This is a genomic window from Pediococcus acidilactici (genome assembly GCA_024970065.1).
GTDB lineage: Bacteria > Bacillota > Bacilli > Lactobacillales > Lactobacillaceae > Pediococcus > Pediococcus acidilactici_A.
Genome location: CP103908.1, coordinates 1270470 through 1291214, shown reverse-complemented (window position 1 = coordinate 1291214; position 20745 = coordinate 1270470). Strand labels below are relative to the sequence as shown.

Genomic DNA, 20745 nt, shown 5'->3' with positions numbered 1-20745 from the left:
AAGCTTTTGATAGTTCGCGTTTATTAATTAGGGAGAATTTGATAAAATAGGTTAGTAAATAATTTTTTTAGGACGAGGGGTAATCTAAATGATTGATCGTTATACACGACCTGAAATGCAAAAAATATGGAACCGGCAAGCGCAGTTTGACAGTTGGCTAGAAGTCGAAATTGCGGTAGTTAAAGCTTGGAATAAGGTTGGAAAAGTGCCTGATGAAGACTTGGCGTTAATCGAAAAAAACGCCCGGTTTGACATTTCCCGCATTGATGAAATTGAAAGTCAAACTCACCACGACGTAATTGCCTTCACGAGGGCGGTTTCCGAATCTTTGGGTGAAGAACGGAAATGGATTCACTACGGGTTAACCAGTACGGACGTGGTCGATACTGCACAATCGTTGCGAATTAAGGCTGCAAACAAAATTATTGCGGCTGATTTAGAAAAGCTACAAGCAACCTTGAAGGAAATGGCAATCAAGTATAAGGACTTGATTACGGTAGGGCGAACCCACGGGATTCATGCGGAACCGACTACGATTGGCTTGAAATTCTTACGCTGGTATTCCGAAATTAATCGTAATATTGAACGTTTCAAACAGGCTCGCCAACATATTGAAGTTGGTAAAATTAGTGGTGCGGTAGGAACGTTTGCTAATATTACTCCTCAAATTGAAGAATGGGTTTGCGAAATGTTGGGAATCCGACACCAAGAAATTTCCACCCAAATTTTACCGCGGGATTTACACGCCGAATACCTTAGCGTGCTAGCATTAATTGCTTCCCAAATTGAAGAAATGGCAACCGAGATTCGGCATTTACAACGTACCGAAGTTAACGAAATGCGCGAAGGCTTTGCTAAGGGGCAAAAGGGTTCTTCCGCAATGCCACATAAACGTAATCCGATCGGTTCAGAAAATGTTTCCGGATTAAGCCGGGTGGTGCGTGGCGAAATGGTTACGGCCTTTGAAAACATGAATTTATGGCACGAACGTGATATTTCGCATTCTTCGGCAGAACGGGTGATTCTACCAGACGCCACTTCCCTGGTGGACTACGTATTAAACCGGATGAACCGGATTTTAAACAACCTGGTCATCAACGAAGACGAAATTAAAAAAGATTTGGAAATGACCCACGGACTGATTTTCTCACAACAAGTAATGCTCAAGCTCATCGATAAGGGTTGGACTCGTGAAGAGGCTTACGATACTGTTCAACCAATTGCCATGGAAGTTTGGAACACTGGGCAGCATTTTATGGACTTACTGCTTAAAGATAGTAAAATAAAGACGACGTTAAGTGATGAAGAAGTTAAATCAATTTTTAACTATCGCTACCACTTGAAGAACGTTGACGCGATTTACCAACGTTGTGGAATTAACGTAGAATAAGCAGGTGCGAAACCAGGAAGCGAGGAATTAAAATGGGTGCAAACGAAGCTTTACTGATTATTGATTATACAAATGATTTTGTTGCTACAAATGGAGCGTTAACGACTGGCAAGGTGGGTCAAGCAATTGAACCAGCTTTGATTAAAGCGGCCAATCGCGAACTTCGCGAAGGTGGCTGGGTAATGCTCCCAACGGATTTACATGTTGAAAAGGATCCTTATCATCCCGAAACCAAATTATTTGATGCGCATAATTTAGAAGGTTCTTGGGGACGGGAATTGTATGGTCAACTAAAGGACTGGTACGAATTGAACCAAGACAATCCACGGGTCCGGCAGTTTGCTAAAACTCGTTATAGTTCTTTTGCGGGCACTGATTTAGATATTCGTTTACGTGAGCGACATGTGGATACTCTGCGATTAGCGGGGGTCTGCACGGACATCTGCGTGTTGCATACGGCGGTGGATGCTTATGATCTAGGTTACCAGTTAATTATTGACCCAACGATGGTCGCAACGTTCACCGAACACGGTCAAGACTGGGCCTTATCCCATTTCAAAAACGCGTTAGGGGCAACGATTGAATAGTCAATTTATACCTAATAAATAATATCGAAATAAGAAGTGTAACGTCACTTAGTGGTATAGTGAGCGTTGCACTTTTTTTATGGACCAAGCGCTTTTTAAGTCCGTCAAGAGAAGGCATCCATTTAAGCGCTTTTTTATGCTAGAATGGATATAAACAATAAATCGCGGAGGGCGCAGATGAGCTTTACTCTAAAAATCATGCGGAGCATTTTTTCAATCCCTCCTAACTAAGTTTTTAGGGAGGATACCATATTTATTGTAAATAACTTAAAGGAGATTGATTAAATGGTTGAAGCAATTAATTTAAAAGCAGGAATGACGTTTATTAAGGATGGTAAGTTAATTAAAGTTCTCGAAACGAACCATCACAAGCCTGGTAAGGGAAACACGGTAATGCAAATGAAGCTTTACGACGTGCGTTCGGGAGCTACCGTGCAAACTACGATGCGGCCAACCGAAAAAGTTGAGCAAGCAATTGTGGATACTAAGGAAGCCCAATACCTATATCGGCAAGACGATATGGCGATTTTCATGGATACGGAAACTTACGAACAATACGAACTACCGATTTCAAGTATCGAGCAAGAAATGAAATACTTACTAGAAAACACGGAAGTGAAAATTAACTTCTATGGTGACGAAGTGATCGGGATTACGCTCCCAACTACGGTAGAACTCAAGGTTGTGGAAACTTCACCTTCCATTAAGGGGGCAACGGTAACCGGCTCTGGTAAACCAGCAACTATGGAAACTGGCCTAGTGGTTAACGTTCCGGACTTTGTCCAAGAAGGCGAAACTTTAATCATCAATACTGAAAAGGGTACTTACACGAAACGGGCGTAATTGTATAAATCCGTAATTAAAATAGCTAATCTACTTTTCGCAGTTAGATAACGTTGCGAGGAATGCTTGAAGCTGGGAAATTTTCCCGGCTTTTTTTGTTTTAGTAAGTGGGAGCGGTTAACTTAGCATGGAAGCCAAACGCGATGAAGTTGAGCGCTGCTTTAGACTTTTAGGGAAACCTTTACATTTTTGGCAATTAGGTGTACTTTATAATTGTTCTAAAGTAAAAACGGGGGTTAGCTAATGATTAAGTCTAAAATTGGATCAATATTTTTTGTATTGCTCTACGTGTATTTGTTTTACTTGGTGGCCACTAACCAAATGATGCCTGCGATGTACGTCATGGCAGGCGGAATGCTGCTAGAGTCAGTGCTATGTTTGATACATAACTTTAAAATGGGAGGGAAATCAAAATGATTACAAAGTATCTATATGATGAGAATGCCTATGATTATCATGATGGAGGTTACCGACCGTTAAAAAAGGCGCCTGGGGAAGAGCATCCATTGAACGTTCCGGCTTTCTTGAAACCCGATCGGATAGAAGGAAACGAGGTTTATTATACGGTAACCGCGCAAGCCGGCGAAACGAGCATTTTGCCTGGTAAGCCAACGCATACATGGGGATACAACGGTAGCATTTTGGGACCGGCAATTCAATTTGAGACTGGTAAAACCTACCACGTTACCTTAAAAAATGAGTTAGACGAAGTTACTACTTTCCATTGGCATGGGTTAAACATTGTGGGACCTTACGAAGACGGGGGACCGCATGCGCCCGTTTATCCCCACGGAGAACGTAAAATTACGTTTACGGTCGACCAACCGGCGGCTAACATTTGGTTGCATCCGCATCCATGTCCAGAAACGGCTCGTCAAGTTTGGAACGGGTTAGCAGCTCCAGTAATCATTACCGATGCACACGAGCAGAGCCTTAAACTTCCACGGCGCTGGGGAGTTAATGATTTCCCAGTGGTATTGCAAGATCGCAGCTACCATGACAACCAGCTAGATTACAAAGCCGACTACGATGTGGATGGGACTTTGGGCGATTACGCGTTGGTTAATGGTACGGTCAACCCGGTGGTTAACGTTACAAAACCAATTGTCCGGCTGCGCTTCTTGAACGGTTCTAACCGGCGGGAATGGCGGCTGCACTTTGCGGATTATCATCCGTTCACCCAGATTGGTAGCGACGGGGGATTGTTGCCGGAAGCCGTCGAAATGGATCGCATTATGTTAACTTGTGCTGAACGAGCCGACGTGTTGGTTAACTTCTCCGATTACCAACCGGGGCAAGAGGTAATTTTGCAAACTGACGACTTCGACCTAATTAAGTTCAAAATTGGCGACATTAAGAAGGAAAATATGCTATTACCGTCACCGTTAGCAGAAATTCCAGCTTTGCCGGTTGACGAAAGTACACCGGTTTTCAAAACGGTAATGTCCGGGATGGATGACCAAGTACGGTTAGATGGCAAACTGTTTGATATGCAACGTATTGACACCCGCCAACAAGTTGACCAAACCCAAATTTGGGAGGTTTCCAACACTAACGATATGGAAGGTGGGATGATCCACCCGTTCCATATTCACGGTTGCCAATTCCAGTTGATTGACCGCAACGGCCACGAAGTTAACCCTAACGAACATGGTTGGAAAGACACCATCGGAGTGAACCCTAACGAAACGGTTCGAATTAAGGTTAAATTTACCAAACTAGGAATCTTTATGTACCATTGTCATATTCTGGAACATGAAGATACCGGAATGATGGCGCAAATTGAAATTTTTGATCCTGATCACCCAATTGAATATCATTTAATGCCAATGAACCACAAAATGTAGGAATTTAGGGGCGTTTTGCGGTTGAGCCCAACAAGTTAGCGCGCAATAACGGCCGGTAAACAATCTGAATAACTTCCGGGTGGAAACGTGGCGAATTATGGATGAGGAATCGATCTTGAATGAGTACGAACTTTCGTTGACAAGCATATTTCGGAAGCGTATCATATTAAGCGTCTATGAATACGATAAATATAATATGAAAGAAGGAGTTCGGAAATGTCAGGACATTCAAAGTGGCATAATATTCAAGGCCGTAAAAACGCCCAAGACGCAAAACGTGGTAAAATTTTCCAACGGATCTCCCGGGAGATCTACGTGGCAGTTAAAGCTGGGGGTCCGGACCCTTCTGCCAACCCTCAACTTCGCTTAATGATGGATAAAGCTCGTGCAGCTAACATGCCAAAAGATAACATCAAACGTGCTATTGATAAGGGTAGTGGTTCTGGTGGAGCTAACTACGAAGAAATTACTTACGAAGGTTATGGACCAGCGGGAACTGCAATTATCGTTTCTGCTTTGACTGATAACAAGAACCGGACGGCTGCTGCTGTTCGTTCCGCATTCACTCACCATGGTGGTTCATTAGGAGCGACTGGTTCAGTTTCGTACATGTTTGACCGGAAGGGTTACATCGTTATCAAACGCGAAGGTTTAGATAAAGACGAAGACCAAATGATGGAAGACGCTATTGAAGCGGGTGCTGATGACGTACAAACTTCTGATGAAGTTTTCGAAATCTACACGGATCCTAAAGAATTTGCTGCCGTTCGCGACGCACTTGAAGCTAAGGGTTACGATTTAGCAAATGCTGAATTGACCATGATTCCGGAAACGGAAACTCAAGTCCCTGCTGATAAGGTAAAGCAATACACGGGATTAATCGACGAATTGGAAAACAACGACGACGTTTCAGAAGTGTACGAAGCTGCTGTTTTACCAGATGACGCTGAATAATAATGAATTTCAGAACCAACCCCCCATTTTGGGTGGTTGGTTTTTTTGTGTCTTTTTAATAAAAGAAAGTTCCAATGGTGGTAGGCGTGTGTAAAACCGGTGTGGTAAAATCATTGCATACGTAATGATAATGAGGTGGCAAAATGACTAATAAAGTAGTTGTGCTAGGTAGTTTAAACGTGGATCGGATTTTACAAATGGATCGGGTTCCGGAACCTGGTGAAACGTTAGCATTGAATAATCAAGACATGGCTGGCGGCGGTAAGGGAGCTAACCAGGCGATTGCTGCTGCCCGCTCCGGCGCACAAACAAGCTTCATCGGCCGGGTTGGTGCAGACGAAAACGGGAAGTTTATGTTGCAACAGCTAGTAAATAGTGGGGTTACCACTGATTTAGTGGCGGTAGATGAAGAAGCTGGTACTGGGCAAGCATTTGTAATGGTAGAAAAAAGTGGCGAGAACCGGATTTTGATATACGGGGGCGCCAACGCGCAATTGTCCGAAGCGGACGTGAAAAAAGCGCAGGCACAAATTGCGTCAGCAGATTTAATGGTTGCACAATTAGAAACACCGGTGGCGACTACCCAGTACGCTTTTCGAATGGCCAAAGAATTAGGGGTAAAAACCATTTTAAACCCGGCTCCAGCAGTGGCTGAGTTACCAACCGAACTGTTAGAAAACACGGACGTGATCACCCCCAACGAAACGGAAGTTGAAATTCTGACGGGCGTTGCCGTGGTTGATGAGGCAGCCATGCTTAAAGCCGCCCAACGTTTACACGAATTAGGCGTAGCAACCGTAATCATCACGCTAGGAAGCAAGGGCGTATTTTATGACGATGGTAAGCAACACGGCATCGTTCCGGCCTTTAAGGTCCGGGCAGTAGACACAACTGCGGCTGGAGATACCTTCTTAGGTGCGCTTAGTTCGCAATTAAACCCGGACTTGAGCAACCTAAAGGACGCAATTGAATACGGAAATAAGGCCTCTTCATTGGCAGTACAGAAGATGGGGGCACAACCTTCAATCCCGACCCGTGAAGAAGTGCAAGAAAAATAGCGTTAAAATTATTTAAATTAAACAAACGCCAAGTTAAAGCCAAATGGTTTAATTTACAAGTAGGAAAAATACCAGTGTTGGTGGTGCTCGGATAAAAACTATCGCCGTCGAAAGTTGGCGAATTTGACTATTTAAAGGGACTTTCCAAGATTTTTTATTTCTTGGGAAGCCCCTTTTAATTTTGGCTTAGATGACAAAAAATTTACATAAGCTAATTACCATTCAATCTTAAAATTATCAAATACAAGTGCAAAATTTAAAAATAAATGCGCGCTCTTTTCGTATCTACATGATGAGGAGGCGAAATGAGTAGTGGATATAACAAACCAATTAAACCGAATAATGCAGGAAAGCATCGTTCACCGGGATAGTGATTTGTTTATTATGCCCCGAAACGATAAATATCAGGTGTTATATCGGAACGTGCATGGGTATCGGAAGTCTACGCACATTGAGCAGCGGGAAGCTGAGCAAATCATGTCCTACATTAAATATCGGGCGGATATGGCAATTAGCGAGCGACGCCGACCACAAAGTGGCGCGATGACTTGGCTGGCAGCCGATGGACAGGTAGTTAATTTACGGATTTCAACCGTTGGGGATTTTTTAGACCGTCCTTCAATGGTGGTGCGCTTTATATACGAATTAAAGCAGCAACGGGAGATTCTAGATCCGATCAGTTTGCAAGATATTGAAGCGACGGCTCGATTAAGGGGAATGGTGGTGTTTTCGGGGCCAACGGGTTCGGGAAAAACCACCTTGATTTACGAAATCGCGAAAAAATTAAGTGGCTCAAAGCTGGTGATGTCAATTGAAGATCCGGTAGAAATTCAGGAGAATAATTTTCTTCAGTTGCAAGTTAACGAAAAATCGGGGATGACCTACCAAGAGCTTTTAAAAAGCGGACTCCGTAACCGACCGGATATCTTCATTATTGGAGAGATTCGGGATGCTAAGACGGCTGAAATTGCAGTCCAAGCCGCGCTAAGCGGACATTTAGTCTTGAACACCCTTCATTGCAAAAGTACGGCAGGGGTGTGGGATCGGTTATTAGAACTAGGTGTCCAGGAAGAATACTTAAAGGAGGCTTTAACGGCAACCATTTATCAACGGATTATTCCGGTTAAAAACGGCACCATCCGAATTCTTTCGGAGATGAAATCGTTCCACCCGTTATTAAAGACCCGATCGCCAAAATGGCAGACTAAGTTAGAGGAGTGGAAAAATAGTGGGCAAATTACCGATGAAGTATTCCAGGACTACCAATACGGGTAAGATTTCACTGGCAGACCAGGCGTTTATTTTCTCCACGATGGTTGATTTGCTAAAGATGGGAATTTCACTAAGGAAAAGCGTAGATTTCGTCCGTATTATGCGGCCGTCAGTTGCGCAGCCGATGCAAAACGTAGTGGATCGTTTACAGCGGGGCCAATCCTTTTCGGCGGCTTTCCAACCGTACGTAAGTACAAATATTTACTATCAATTAGCAATCGCAGATCAGCACGGCGGACTTGTTAGAACGCTTAGCACGATTGCCCAGATTTTTAGTAGTCAAGAGCAGCAACGCAAAAAACTACGTTCGGTAATTCAATATCCGTTATTTTTACTGTTGTTTTTAGGTTTGATGATGGTTGGGATGCGGATCTATATTATGCCAGAATTGGCGGATTGGAACCGGGGAACTAAAAGTTGGGATAGCCAGTTAGTGAAAGTTGGATGGGCAATGGTGTTCCTAATTGGGATAACGGCGTTGGGCTATTATTGTTGGAAATTTCGGCGCTCTAGCATTACTAACCAAGTTAACTTACTCTGTCGACTACCAATTATTGGGCCGATTTACCAAAACTATTGTCATTACTACTTACTGGCAAACTTATCTTTTCTAATTGCAAACGGTATGTCGGTTGGGAGCATTTGTAAGTACCTCGGGCAATTAGATTCTAAATCTCTGCTGCATCAAATTGGTAAAAAGGTCGAACATAACATTGCTAGTGGTCGTCAAGTGGAACAAATCATCCAGAAAGCCGTTTACCTACCGACTGAACTAAGCCTACTGGTACAAAAAGGCAGTCAAAAAGACACCCTAGCCACGGAAATTTATGCGTTATCAATGATGAAATATAAAACCCTAATTAACCGGATTGAACGGTTGATTTTAGTTGTGCAACCAATCCTATTTGGCATTATTGGAGTAGTAATTGTGATAATGTACTGGAATTTATTAATGCCAATGTATAACTCAATAAAGGAAGTGTCGTAATGAAGAATAAAATTAAGAAAGCGTTTACATTAATTGAAATGACGGTGGTGCTATTTATCATTTCGTTATTGATTCTAATTATTTTGCCAAACGTAACTAGTCAAAAACATAACGCCCGCCATATTCAAGGGGACGCACTTACCGAAGTGGTCCAAACTCAGGTTGACTTATACGAAAATGAATATAACCATTTGCCGGAAAGCTTAGACGATTTAAAGGAGAAGGGCTACTTATCGGATAAACAAATGGATCAGGTTAACCGAGACGGCATTAAAGTTGACAGCAGCGGACATGTTAGCCGCAGTTGACGTTCGTAAAGCGGGCTTTACCCTCTTGGAAAGCGTTGTAGTACTCCTGATTACCTGTGCCACGGTCGGAATTGGCCTGGTCAGTTTTCGGGGAGCCCATAGTGAGCAGCAGGAAAAAATATTTTTCAAACGTTTTGATACGGGGTGGCAGGAAATGGAACGGTTAGCAATGTATGAGGGATGCCAGGGCTCGGTTATTTTTTTAAAAGACGATCACAGCGTCTTGTTTCATTGGCAGCATGGTCGGGAGCGACACTCTAAATACCTAGATTTACCCCCTAATTTAGAGCCGTATACTGACCGAACCATCCGAATCGGAAGGGATGGAATTGTTACCCCTACTACGGTGGTTTTACAGGAGCACGGACAAAATAAGTACCGCTTAGCAGCGCAGTTAGGATGGGGTGTTTATGAAATTACCCGTGTTTAGAAAATCGGGCACGTTACTTTATGAAGGAATCGTCGGTTTGTTTATTTTAGGAAGTTTTTTTGCGGTGATGATGAGTGCTTGGCATAACTGGCAAACTAGTATCAACGAAAATCGAACTGAACTTAATCGAGAGCGGGAAACGTTAAATGAACTTAGGCAAAAATTATAAACGGGGATTTACGCTGGCGGAAGCAATTTTAGCATTACTAATTATGGCGTTAATCGTAAATTTAACGGTAATGGCGGTCAAAACGACTAGGCAAAAGGCGGAAGTTGATTTTGAAGATAAGATTACCGAAGTGGTTCAAGACTTGGAAGCAAAACGACACGACTTTAGTTTAAAAGAAGTCCGTCCAAATCGATTAATCCTGTATTCGGAAACGCAAAAGAAGCGTTACGAATTGGAATGCTATTCCCGGAAAAATATGTTGCGTTACACTCCGGGACATATGCCGCTAATTACTGGGGTTCGATCGGTTTCTTTTAAACAGGTCGGAAACTTAATACAAATCAAAATAAGGGTTAATGGAGGCAGTCACAGTGCATACGCGTTTATTCCGCCAGCCGAAAAAGCAAGCTAGTGCCATGATTACCGCTTTGTTTGTGCTTACGTTTATGGCAGGAATCAATCTATTCTTAAATGACCAGGCGCGTCAAACAATTTTGCGATTAAAAAACGAACAAGCAACCACGCAAGTTAAAATTTTAGCCAACCAATTTTTATTGCATTACCGGGAAAAAGAAATTAAAAAGTGGACTGATCAACAACTGGGTACGGTAGAATTAAATGAGGATCAAAACTTGACGATAAAACTCAAGAAAGGTAATACTGTAAAGGTTAGATTTAACGAAAGTGGATATTAGTGAGGAAGGATCGTAAATGGATACAGAAAAGATTGAGAAGATATACCGTGTTTTTAAAGAATCAACCGAATTATTGCAAAAAAATCTAGACGTGGATTTTTTAGATGCGTTTATTGAAACGGGGGACAACTTGATTACGGGAGAAATTCAAGTTGAAGATGGCAAGCCCGACCAAGAAACGGTTCAAAAGTTAAAGCAAGTTTATGCAAATTTCAATTGGCAAGAATATGAGCCAGAAGAACTTCGCAAGGCAATTCAGCTGGTAATGATCCAAGCCAACCGCGTTGAACGCATCCAGGCTAATCACCAATTTACTCCGGAAGCAATTGGAATGCTCTTTAACTACATTATTGAAAACTTACCGTTGTCTCAAAAGCAAGTGTCAATTTTTGATCCGGCGGTGGGAACTGGTAATTTGTTATCCACCATTTTAAATTATTTCCAAGATCACCAAATCAAGTTTAACGGTGTCGGAATTGATAATGACGACACCATGTTGGCGATTGCAAGCATGTCATTTATTTTTGAACACTTAAAGGTGGATCTTTATCACCAAGACAGCATTGATAACTTGTTAGTTAAGAATGCTGATATAGTGGTCTCGGATTTACCAGTAGGCTATTACCCAATTGATGAGCGGACGGTCGGGTTTGCGACCCGTAGTTCAGAAGGTCATTCTTTTGTGCACCACCTCTTAATTGAACAGTCAATGAAGGCGGTTCGACCTGGAGGATTTGGGATTTACCTAGTACCAAGTAACCTTTTCCAGACCGAAGAGGCTAAGAAATTGCTCGCGTTTTTCCATGACAAGATTTACCTTCAAGCAATTTTAAACCTACCAAGCAAGATGTTTAAAGATGCGAAAGCCCAAAAATCAATTTTACTTCTCCAAAAAGTTGGCCAAGATGCGCAACAAGCTGAACAAGTTTTACTAGGGGAATTTCCGGATTTTAAGGAGCAAAAAGAGATGGTGGCGTTTCTTAAAGACTTCAAACAGTGGGCTGAAAAAAGTCTCAAATAGTGTATTTGCTTAATAAGATGTGGAACTTACTGTTAAAGGTAAACTATTCTGTAGAATAAATTGTAAAAAGAAAGCTGGAGATCTCCAACGGAGGCTCCAGCTTTTTTGTGCACGGACAAATTGTACAAAATTTGCGGAACCGCGGTACAATTAAAAATGATTCATAAATAAATGATGCAAAGCAATGAAGAGGATGATAATTTGAATTTTTTTACGGCGGACACCCATTTTTTTCATAAAGAACTGTTAAAGGATCATGATTTTGCGCCACGAGATTTTACCAACATCAACGCGATGCACGAAGCCATCATTAAGAATTGGAACGAACGGGTTACCGATCGGGACGTAGTTTATCATTTGGGCGACATTGCGTTAAATTTTGTACGACCGGAAAAGAAGGCTCACGAGCAAGTTTATGAACTTTTAAAGCAGCTTAACGGACGACTCGTCTTAATTAAGGGAAATCATGATTCTCGGAGCTTTTTTAAATATTTAGCTAAACACAATTATTTAGTAAATGGTAAGCCGAAATTTGAATTCCATTCGGTAGGAACAATTATTAAAATGAACCACCGGCAGTTAATTATGAGTCATTATCCAATTATGCTAGGAATTGTCCAACAGGTGGTTAACTTACATGGGCACATTCATCACTACAGCGTTAACGTCAAAGAGAACATTAACGTAGGCGTAGACACACCTGAAAAAGACTATTTAAATTATCAGATTCCGTTTGGAGCACCCTTTTCCGAAGGGGATCTTGAGCAAATGATTGAAGGCAAACGAGCGGATTTTAAAAAACGACGCTAATTTTAGGCTATGGAAAAGTTGGGGTAATTAAAGTAACATATTGACCTGTACGTTCCTTTTAATTTAGGATGGTGCTATACGATAAGTGGGGAATTACGATGAATAAAAAAACGAATGAAGAATTAGCCGAAATGCGGCGGCCGGTAGTTAATCGAGTTGTTCAGGTTAACGAGGACGAAATTTTAATTAATGATCACGAATACCGGTTGGAAAAAAATTACCGGGATGCCTTCAATGAAGAGATGATGGCAGAACGCTTTGTTGGCTTATTAAGTCGTTATGATTTTATCGTTGGGGACATCGGTTCAGGGCAACTACGGCTCAAGGGCTTTTTTGCCGACGAAGAAAAGGTGCCAAACGAATTAAAGATCAGTCGTTTTGAGGATTATCTTTTTGAAATTTGCAGTTTTGGTTGCCCGTATTTTATATTGCGTAATATGCAGGTCAACGAACGATCCAAGCGGCGTTGGATTAAAGAATGGCATCGGACGGAAAATAAGCATAAAGCTAAACGACCAGCCGCTAAGAAGGCAAAATCACGTAAGCCAGTAGCTAAACGGCGTAACGAAGTGGTTGGCACTAGCAAAAAGAAGCGACAAAAAACATTTAAAATAAGGGAGAAAAAGAAGTAATGATTGAAAACTATGGCGGATATATGATTGATTTAGACGGAACGATGTACCGGGGGAAGGAAAAAATTCCGGCAGCTAAACGGTTTGTAGAACGTTTGCAAGCAAAGCAAATTCCATTTTTATTCGTTACTAATAATACGACTAAAACGCCAGAAGCCGTGGCTAAAAATTTGATGGAAAATCACGACATTAAGGTTAAACCAGAAAATGTCTATACGGCAGCACTAGCTACGGCGGATTATTTAGATGGGGTTGCTGATAAAGATCATCGAAAAGTCTACATCATCGGAGAAATTGGTCTAAAACGGGCCATCTTAGCCAAGGGTTTTGAAATGGAAGAGGAACACCCGGATTACGTAGTTGCCGGGTTGGATTATGACGTTACCTACCATAAGTTTGAAGTAGCCACCTTAGCAATCAAAAAGGGTGCTAAGTTTATCGGAACCAACGCTGATACTAATCTGCCTAACGAACGGGGATTAGTTCCGGGTGCGGGTTCGGTAATTGCCTTGTTGGAACGTTCTACCCAACAAAAAGCCTTTTACATTGGAAAACCAGAAACCATCATTATGGAGAAAGCTTTGAAGGTAATGGGATTACCAAAGGATCAAGTAGTGATGGTAGGAGATAACTACATGACGGACATTTCAGCCGGAATCAACTTCGGTGTGGATACTTTATTAGTATACACGGGGGTTTCGACCCGCGAATTGGTTGCAAAACAGGCGGTTAAACCGACACATGAAATTAATAATTTTGATGAATGGCAATAACGATGCGTAAGTTCATGGCAGCACTCTTAACGATTTGGGTAGGTCTTAGTGGAGCGGTTTTTCTTACAATCAATTCCCCCTGGTTGCTGCGCTGGACGTTAACCCCGCACGTTTTGCATACGGCGGGGTTAAGTGCTGCACAAGTTATGGATAACTACTACCAACTACTAGCGTATTTAGAGCTACCTTGGGTAAACCGTCTTAGTTTACCTAATTTCCCATTTTCGCGGGGTGGCTTAATCCACATGGCAACGGTAAAAAATCTGTTTTTAGCAAACTCAGTTACGTTAATCTTAGCGCTTGGGGGACTGCTATTGATTTGGCGGCACATTTCTAGGGAAAAGCAGGAATGGCGGATGTTACGATTCTTTCAGACCAGTATTGTATTGACGCCATTAGTGATTTTTTTCTTGGGGGTGGACTTTGACCGCTACTTTATCATTTTTCACCAGATTATTTTTAGTGATAATTATTGGATTTTTGATCCGAAAACCGACCCAATTATTAACGTATTAACAGATCGATTTTTTACACTTAGTTTTATGGTAGTGGGGATTCTTTTTGAACTATACATGATAATTTTTTATCGAGTAATAAAAAAACAGGTCCTAACGCAGACCTCCGTTTAAACGGGGGTTACGTTAGTTAACCTGTTTTTTTGTTTTAGATTTAATTAGCGAGATGAGCGCAGGAATGAGGGAAACAACAATAATTCCGATAACTACTAACGAAAAATGGTCTTTTACAAATGGAATATTGCCGAAGAAGTAACCTGCACCACAACAAATACCCACCCAAGCAAAGTTTCCGACGATGTTGTATCGGATAAATGAACGATAAGGCATGTTAGCGCCCGCAGCAACAAATGGAGCAAAGGTTCTGATGATGGGCATGAACCGTGCTAAGGTAATGGAAATATTACCGTGTTTTTCAAAAAATTGCTGAGCCTCATCCATTTTTTCGTCACTGATAAATTTGCCGAAGAAGGGATGTCTGCGCAGAGCCATACCCACGTGTTTTCCTAGGAAGAAGTTTAAGGAGTCCCCCAGTAAAGCCGCAAGACTAAATAAAATTACAAACGCCCAAACGTTAAGACCGTATTCTGGCTTAGCTGAAAGGGCAGTAGCCGCAAATAACAGGGAATCTCCTGGTAAAAATGGCAAGATGACGGCGCCGGTTTCAATAAAAATGATGGCAAATAAAATTAAGTACGAGTAGTTACCAAAATTATTTACAATAGTTACCAAGTGCTCATCGATGTGTAAGACAAAGTCAATTAGAGTTTGCAAAGAATCATTCCTTATCTAGATTATGTATTGTGGTTGTAGATTTTTTACCGCTACTAAGCAAATCGTTGGTGCGGCTTCTTTTCTTAAATCCGCAGTCTATATTATCATACAGTAGGGAAAGGAACTTTGCTTTTTTGAAAGATTACCTTAAAATTAAACTTTTAGGAGGGGAGCAATATGTATAAACTTGGAGAAGTTCTTGAAGTAACAATAGTTGGTATTCGGGATTACGGGCTTTTTATTCAAGATGATCAGGGCCGTAAGGGATTGATTCACGTATCGGAATGCGATAACCAGTATATTAAAAATATGTACCATACCTTTAGTGTTGGTGAGAAGGTTCGTGCAATAGTAATGGAAGACGACGGTAAGCGCCGTTTTGCTCTATCGATGCGAGCTTTGAAAGAAACGAAGGGAGAGCTAAGGCAGTATCCCCGACCAGTTAACTTTTACGTAAATCATAAGCATTTTTGGACAAAAAGCCATTACAACACCGGATTTGAGCCTCTAGCAGAGCATTTAGAGGACTGGAAAGCAGAAAAGTTGAAATAATTTAAAAAAATGGGTTGACGTACCCGTACAAAACTTGGTACTATATTTGAGCGGCGTTAAGGAAGACGTCGTTCATGAGACTTTCAAATAAAACAATTTAAAAAAAGTTGTTGACAATTGATTCTCATGATGATATATTTAAATAGTTGTCAAAAACGTTATAAACGTTGACCTGACAACGATGGTAGACCTTTGAAAACTGAACAAAATTTTGACAAACGATCGTGTGAGGACTCGCAAATCAATATGATTTAGTGAGAACAAACATGCGAAGTCAATTCGCAAAAACAAACAATTAATGAGCTTGAAAAAGACTCATCATTTTAATATGAGAGTTTGATCTTGGCTCAGGATGAACGCTGGCGGCGTGCCTAATACATGCAAGTCGAACGAACTTCCGTTAATTGATCAGGACGTGCTTGCACTGAATGAGATTTTAACACGAAGTGAGTGGCGGACGGGTGAGTAACACGTGGGTAACCTGCCCAGAAGCAGGGGATAACACCTGGAAACAGATGCTAATACCGTATAACAGAGAAAACCGCCTGGTTTTCTTTTAAAAGATGGCTCTGCTATCACTTCTGGATGGACCCGCGGCGCATTAGCTAGTTGGTGAGGTAACGGCTCACCAAGGCGATGATGCGTAGCCGACCTGAGAGGGTAATCGGCCACATTGGGACTGAGACACGGCCCAGACTCCTACGGGAGGCAGCAGTAGGGAATCTTCCACAATGGACGCAAGTCTGATGGAGCAACGCCGCGTGAGTGAAGAAGGGTTTCGGCTCGTAAAGCTCTGTTGTTAAAGAAGAACGTGGGTGAGAGTAACTGTTCACCCAGTGACGGTATTTAACCAGAAAGCCACGGCTAACTACGTGCCAGCAGCCGCGGTAATACGTAGGTGGCAAGCGTTATCCGGATTTATTGGGCGTAAAGCGAGCGCAGGCGGTCTTTTAAGTCTAATGTGAAAGCCTTCGGCTCAACCGAAGAAGTGCATTGGAAACTGGGAGACTTGAGTGCAGAAGAGGACAGTGGAACTCCATGTGTAGCGGTGAAATGCGTAGATATATGGAAGAACACCAGTGGCGAAGGCGGCTGTCTGGTCTGTAACTGACGCTGAGGCTCGAAAGCATGGGTAGCGAACAGGATTAGATACCCTGGTAGTCCATGCCGTAAACGATGATTACTAAGTGTTGGAGGGTTTCCGCCCTTCAGTGCTGCAGCTAACGCATTAAGTAATCCGCCTGGGGAGTACGACCGCAAGGTTGAAACTCAAAAGAATTGACGGGGGCCCGCACAAGCGGTGGAGCATGTGGTTTAATTCGAAGCTACGCGAAGAACCTTACCAGGTCTTGACATCTTCTGCCAACCTAAGAGATTAGGCGTTCCCTTCGGGGACAGAATGACAGGTGGTGCATGGTTGTCGTCAGCTCGTGTCGTGAGATGTTGGGTTAAGTCCCGCAACGAGCGCAACCCTTATTACTAGTTGCCAGCATTCAGTTGGGCACTCTAGTGAGACTGCCGGTGACAAACCGGAGGAAGGTGGGGACGACGTCAAATCATCATGCCCCTTATGACCTGGGCTACACACGTGCTACAATGGATGGTACAACGAGTCGCGAAACCGCGAGGTTTAGCTAATCTCTTAAAACCATTCTCAGTTCGGACTGTAGGCTGCAACTCGCCTACACGAAGTCGGAATCGCTAGTAATCGCGGATCAGCATGCCGCGGTGAATACGTTCCCGGGCCTTGTACACACCGCCCGTCACACCATGAGAGTTTGTAACACCCAAAGCCGGTGGGGTAACCTTTTAGGAGCTAGCCGTCTAAGGTGGGACAGATGATTAGGGTGAAGTCGTAACAAGGTAGCCGTAGGAGAACCTGCGGCTGGATCACCTCCTTTCTAAGGAATAATACGGAACCGCACACGAGTCAAAGTTTTGTTTAGTTTTGAGAGGTCTACTCTCACTTTTGTTCTTTGAAAACTGAATAATATCTATAATTTTAATTAATCATAATTAAACCGAGAGAAAACCGCGTAATTTTAAAGAGTTAAACAAGATTAGTTCAAAATAATCGCAATACTCAATTAATCGCTTTACCGTAGGTAAAGTTAGGTTAAGTTAGGAAGGGCGCATGGTGGATGCCTTGGTACTAGGAGCCGATGAAGGACGGGACTAACACCGATATGCCTCGGGGAGCTGTAAGTAAGCTTTGATCCGGGGATTTCCGAATGGGGCAACCCAATAGTTTTAATCGACTATTATCCGCATCTGAATTCATAGGATGTGTGAAGGTAAACGTGGGGAACTGAAACATCTCAGTACCCACAGGAACAGAAAGAAAATTCGATTCCCTGAGTAGCGGCGAGCGAAACGGGAACAGCCCAAACCAAGAAGCTTGCTTCTTGGGGTTGTAGGACTGAACATTTGAGTTACCAAAGAGCTTGATAGCTGAAGGGCCTGGGAAGGCCAGCCAGAGAGGGTGACAGCCCCGTAAGTTAAATCAAACTCCCTCAGTTCAGGATCCTGAGTACGGCGGAGCACGTGAAATTCCGTCGGAATCCGGGAGGACCATCTCCCAAGGCTAAATACTACCTAGTGACCGATAGTGAACCAGTACCGTGAGGGAAAGGTGAAAAGCACCCCGGAAGGGGAGTGAAATAGTTCTTGAAACCATGTGCCTACAAGAAGTCAGAGCCCGTTAATGGGTGATGGCGTGCCTTTTGTAGAATGAACCGGCGAGTTACGTTCGTATGCCAGGTTAAGTTGAAGAGACGGAGCCGAAGCGAAAGCGAGTCTGAAGAGGGCGAATTAGTATGCGGATGTAGACCCGAAACCAAGTGACCTACCCATGTCCAGGTTGAAGGTGCGGTAAAACGCACTGGAGGACCGAACTCGTGTACGTTGAAAAGTGCTGAGATGAGGTGTGGGTAGCGGTGAAATTCCAAACGAACTTGGAGATAGCTGGTTCTCTCCGAAATAGCTTTAGGGCTAGCCTCGGAATTAGGATCGTGGAGGTAGAGCCACTGTTTGGACTAGGGGCCCGTCATGGGTTACCGAATTCAGATAAACTCCGAATGCCATCGATTTATGTCCGGGAGTCAGACGGTGAGTGATAAGATCCATCGTCGAAAGGGGAACAGCCCAGACCACCAGTTAAGGTCCCTAAATATATGTTAAGTGGAAAAGGATGTGGAGTTGCATAGACAACTAGGATGTTGGCTCAGAAGCAGCCACCATTTAAAGAGTGCGTAATAGCTCACTAGTCGAGTGATCCTGCGCCGAAAATGTACCGGGGCTTAAACATATTACCGAGACTGTGGATGCCACCATTAGGTGGCGTGATAGGAGAGCGTTCTAAGGGCGACGAAGGCAGACCGTGAGGACTGTTGGAGCGCTTAGAAGTGAGAATGCCGGTATGAGTAGCGAAAGATAGGTGAGAATCCTATCCACCGTATGACTAAGGTTTCCTGGGGAAGGCTCGTCCTCCCAGGGTTAGTCGGGACCTAAGCCGAGGCCGAGAGGCGTAGGCGATGGATAACAGGTTGAGATTCCTGTACTAGTTAAACTTGTTTGAACAATGGAGGGACGCAGGAGGCTAAGGAATGCACCCGATTGGAAGTGGGTGTCCAAGCCGTGAGTCTGAAGTCGAGTCAAATGCTTGATTTCTTAAGGACAAGCGGTGATGGGGAGTGAAATTTAAGTAACGAAGTTCCTGACGTCACGCTGCCGAGAAAAGCTTCTAGTTAGAGTTTAACTACCCGTACCGCAAACCGACACAGGTAGTCGAGGAGAGTATCCTAAGGTGAGCGAGAGAACTCTCGTTAAGGAACTCGGCAAAATGACCCCGTAACTTCGGGAGAAGGGGTGCTGATCGCAAGATCAGCCGCAGTGAAAAGGCCCAGGCGACTGTTTATCAAAAACACAGGTTTCTGCAAAATCGTAAGATGACGTATAGGGGCTGACGCCTGCCCGGTGCTGGAAGGTTAAGGGGATGAGTTAGCGTAAGCGAAGCTTTGAACTGAAGCCCCAGTAAACGGCGGCCGTAACTATAACGGTCCTAAGGTAGCGAAATTCCTTGTCGGGTAAGTTCCGACCCGCACGAAAGGCGTAACGATCTGGGCACTGTCTCAACGAGAGACTCGGTGAAATTATAATACCCGTGAAGATGCGGGTTACCCGCGACAGGACGGAAAGACCCCATGGAGCTTTACTGTAACTTGATATTGAGTGTTTGTACAGCTTGTACAGGATAGGTAGGAGCCGTAGAATCCGGAACGCTAGTTTCGGAGGAGGCGCAAGTGGGATACTACCCTCGTTGTATGAACCCTCTAACCCGCGCCACTAATCGTGGCGGGAGACAGTGTCTGGTGGGCAGTTTGACTGGGGCGGTCGCCTCCTAAAAGGTAACGGAGGCGCCCAAAGGTTCCCTCAGAATGGTTGGAAATCATTCGCAGAGTGTAAAGGCAGAAGGGAGCTTGACTGCGAGACAGACAGGTCGAGCAGGGACGAAAGTCGGGCTTAGTGATCCGGTGGTTCCGTATGGAAGGGCCATCGCTCAACGGATAAAAGCTACCCTGGGGATAACAGGCTTATCTCCCCCAAGAGTTCACATCGACGGGGAGGTTTGGCACCTCGATGTCGGCTCATCGCATCCTGGGGCTGTAGTCGGTCCCAAGGGTTGGGCTGTTCGCCCATTAAAGCGGTACGCGAGCTGGGTTCAGAACGTCGTGAGACAGTTCGGTCCCTATCCGTCGCGGGCGTAGGAAATTTGAGAGGAGCTGTCCTTAGTACGAGAGGACCGGGATGGACACACCGCTGGTGTACCAGTTGTTCCGCCAGGAGCATCGCTGGGTAGCTATGTGTGGATGAGATAAACGCTGAAAGCATCTAAGTGTGAAACTCGCCTCAAGATGAGATTTCCCATTGCCTTCGGGCAAGTAAGACCCCTGAGAGATGATCAGGTAGATAGGCTAGAAGTGGAAGTGTAGCGATACATGGAGCGGACTAGTACTAATCGGTCGAGGACTTAACCAAGTAGAACGTGGCAAGTAACTCGAAAGAAAATGTAGATATTATTCAGTTTTGAGAGGACAAAAGTTTTCTCAAGTGATAACGCAAGTTAGC

The 20745-nt window shown here is 43.6% G+C and carries 20 protein-coding genes and 2 rRNA genes; 21 read left to right on the top strand and 1 reads right to left on the bottom strand.

The window, feature by feature from the left end:
- The first annotated feature begins 88 nt into the window (after positions 1–88).
- The 18 genes from purB to NYR25_06030 all read left to right on the top strand — a co-directional run bounded on the left by purB (position 89) and on the right by NYR25_06030 (position 14406).
- Positions 89–1390, top strand: a complete 1302-nt coding sequence (gene purB, locus NYR25_06115; GenBank protein ID UWF33167.1) for an adenylosuccinate lyase — start codon at positions 89–91, stop codon at positions 1388–1390.
- A 32-nt stretch (positions 1391–1422) separates the two neighbouring features.
- Positions 1423–1977: a cysteine hydrolase gene (locus NYR25_06110; GenBank protein UWF33166.1), complete on the top strand. Its 555-nt coding sequence runs from the start codon at positions 1423–1425 to the stop codon at positions 1975–1977.
- A gap of 285 nt (positions 1978–2262) precedes the next feature.
- A complete protein-coding gene (gene efp, locus NYR25_06105) occupies positions 2263–2820 on the top strand; it encodes an elongation factor P (protein ID UWF33165.1) in 558 nt (185 codons plus the stop codon).
- 413 nt (positions 2821–3233) lie between these two features.
- Positions 3234–4667, top strand: coding sequence for a multicopper oxidase domain-containing protein (locus NYR25_06100; protein ID UWF33164.1), 1434 nt, complete (start codon positions 3234–3236; stop codon positions 4665–4667).
- A 216-nt stretch (positions 4668–4883) separates the two neighbouring features.
- Positions 4884–5621, top strand: coding sequence for a YebC/PmpR family DNA-binding transcriptional regulator (locus NYR25_06095; protein ID UWF33163.1), 738 nt, complete (start codon positions 4884–4886; stop codon positions 5619–5621).
- Positions 5622–5764: 143 nt separating this feature from the next.
- Positions 5765–6679 (top strand): ribokinase, encoded by a 915-nt coding sequence (gene rbsK / locus NYR25_06090; GenBank protein ID UWF33162.1) that lies wholly within the window; start codon positions 5765–5767, stop codon positions 6677–6679.
- A gap of 312 nt (positions 6680–6991) precedes the next feature.
- Complete coding sequence (gene comGA / locus NYR25_06085) at positions 6992–7954, top strand: competence type IV pilus ATPase ComGA (GenBank protein ID UWF33161.1); 963 nt, start codon at positions 6992–6994, stop codon at positions 7952–7954.
- The gene (gene comGB, locus NYR25_06080) at positions 7923–8939 is read left to right on the top strand and encodes a competence type IV pilus assembly protein ComGB (protein ID UWF33160.1); all 1017 of its coding nucleotides are present in this window, start codon (positions 7923–7925) and stop codon (positions 8937–8939) included. The genes comGA and comGB overlap by 32 nt, the downstream gene beginning before the upstream one ends.
- A complete protein-coding gene (gene comGC, locus NYR25_06075; protein UWF33159.1) occupies positions 8939–9247 on the top strand; it encodes a competence type IV pilus major pilin ComGC in 309 nt (102 codons plus the stop codon). The genes comGB and comGC overlap by 1 nt, the downstream gene beginning before the upstream one ends.
- Positions 9216–9677, top strand: a complete 462-nt coding sequence (locus tag NYR25_06070; protein ID UWF33158.1) for a type II secretion system GspH family protein — start codon at positions 9216–9218, stop codon at positions 9675–9677. The genes comGC and NYR25_06070 overlap by 32 nt, the downstream gene beginning before the upstream one ends.
- A complete protein-coding gene (locus NYR25_06065; protein ID UWF33157.1) occupies positions 9658–9846 on the top strand; it encodes a hypothetical protein in 189 nt (62 codons plus the stop codon). Before NYR25_06070 ends, NYR25_06065 begins: the two co-directional genes overlap by 20 nt.
- The gene (locus NYR25_06060; GenBank protein ID UWF33156.1) at positions 9824–10258 is read left to right on the top strand and encodes a ComGF family competence protein; all 435 of its coding nucleotides are present in this window, start codon (positions 9824–9826) and stop codon (positions 10256–10258) included. The genes NYR25_06065 and NYR25_06060 overlap by 23 nt, the downstream gene beginning before the upstream one ends.
- On the top strand, positions 10218–10541 hold the full coding sequence (locus NYR25_06055; GenBank protein UWF33155.1) for a conjugative coupling factor TraD, SXT/TOL subfamily, traD: 324 nt from the start codon (positions 10218–10220) through the stop codon (positions 10539–10541). Before NYR25_06060 ends, NYR25_06055 begins: the two co-directional genes overlap by 41 nt.
- Positions 10542–10557: 16 nt before the next feature.
- On the top strand, positions 10558–11562 hold the full coding sequence (locus NYR25_06050; protein ID UWF33154.1) for a class I SAM-dependent methyltransferase: 1005 nt from the start codon (positions 10558–10560) through the stop codon (positions 11560–11562).
- Between the two features lie 201 nt (positions 11563–11763).
- Positions 11764–12372 (top strand): metallophosphoesterase, encoded by a 609-nt coding sequence (locus tag NYR25_06045; GenBank protein ID UWF33153.1) that lies wholly within the window; start codon positions 11764–11766, stop codon positions 12370–12372.
- 98 nt (positions 12373–12470) lie between these two features.
- Entirely contained in the window at positions 12471–13004 is a 534-nt protein-coding gene (locus tag NYR25_06040; protein ID UWF33152.1) for a YutD family protein, read from the top strand.
- Positions 13004–13777, top strand: a complete 774-nt coding sequence (locus NYR25_06035) for a TIGR01457 family HAD-type hydrolase (protein ID UWF33151.1) — start codon at positions 13004–13006, stop codon at positions 13775–13777. Before NYR25_06040 ends, NYR25_06035 begins: the two co-directional genes overlap by 1 nt.
- 14 nt (positions 13778–13791) lie before the next feature.
- Positions 13792–14406 (top strand): TIGR01906 family membrane protein, encoded by a 615-nt coding sequence (locus NYR25_06030; protein ID UWF33150.1) that lies wholly within the window; start codon positions 13792–13794, stop codon positions 14404–14406.
- A 12-nt stretch (positions 14407–14418) separates the two neighbouring features.
- Here NYR25_06030 and NYR25_06025 read toward each other — a convergent pair whose 3' ends face one another.
- Positions 14419–15066: a VTT domain-containing protein gene (locus tag NYR25_06025; protein UWF33149.1), complete on the bottom strand. Its 648-nt coding sequence runs from the start codon at positions 15064–15066 to the stop codon at positions 14419–14421.
- Positions 15067–15243: 177 nt separating this feature from the next.
- Here NYR25_06025 and NYR25_06020 point away from each other — a divergent pair, with 177 nt between their 5' ends.
- The 3 genes from NYR25_06020 to NYR25_06010 all read left to right on the top strand — a co-directional run bounded on the left by NYR25_06020 (position 15244) and on the right by NYR25_06010 (position 20655).
- A complete protein-coding gene (locus NYR25_06020; GenBank protein ID UWF33148.1) occupies positions 15244–15618 on the top strand; it encodes a S1 RNA-binding domain-containing protein in 375 nt (124 codons plus the stop codon).
- Between the two features lie 324 nt (positions 15619–15942).
- Positions 15943–17519, top strand: a 16S ribosomal RNA gene (locus tag NYR25_06015).
- Between the two features lie 213 nt (positions 17520–17732).
- A 23S ribosomal RNA gene (locus NYR25_06010) occupies positions 17733–20655 on the top strand.
- Together the 16S and 23S rRNA genes form the textbook arrangement of a ribosomal RNA operon.
- Positions 20656–20745 lie beyond the last annotated feature (90 nt).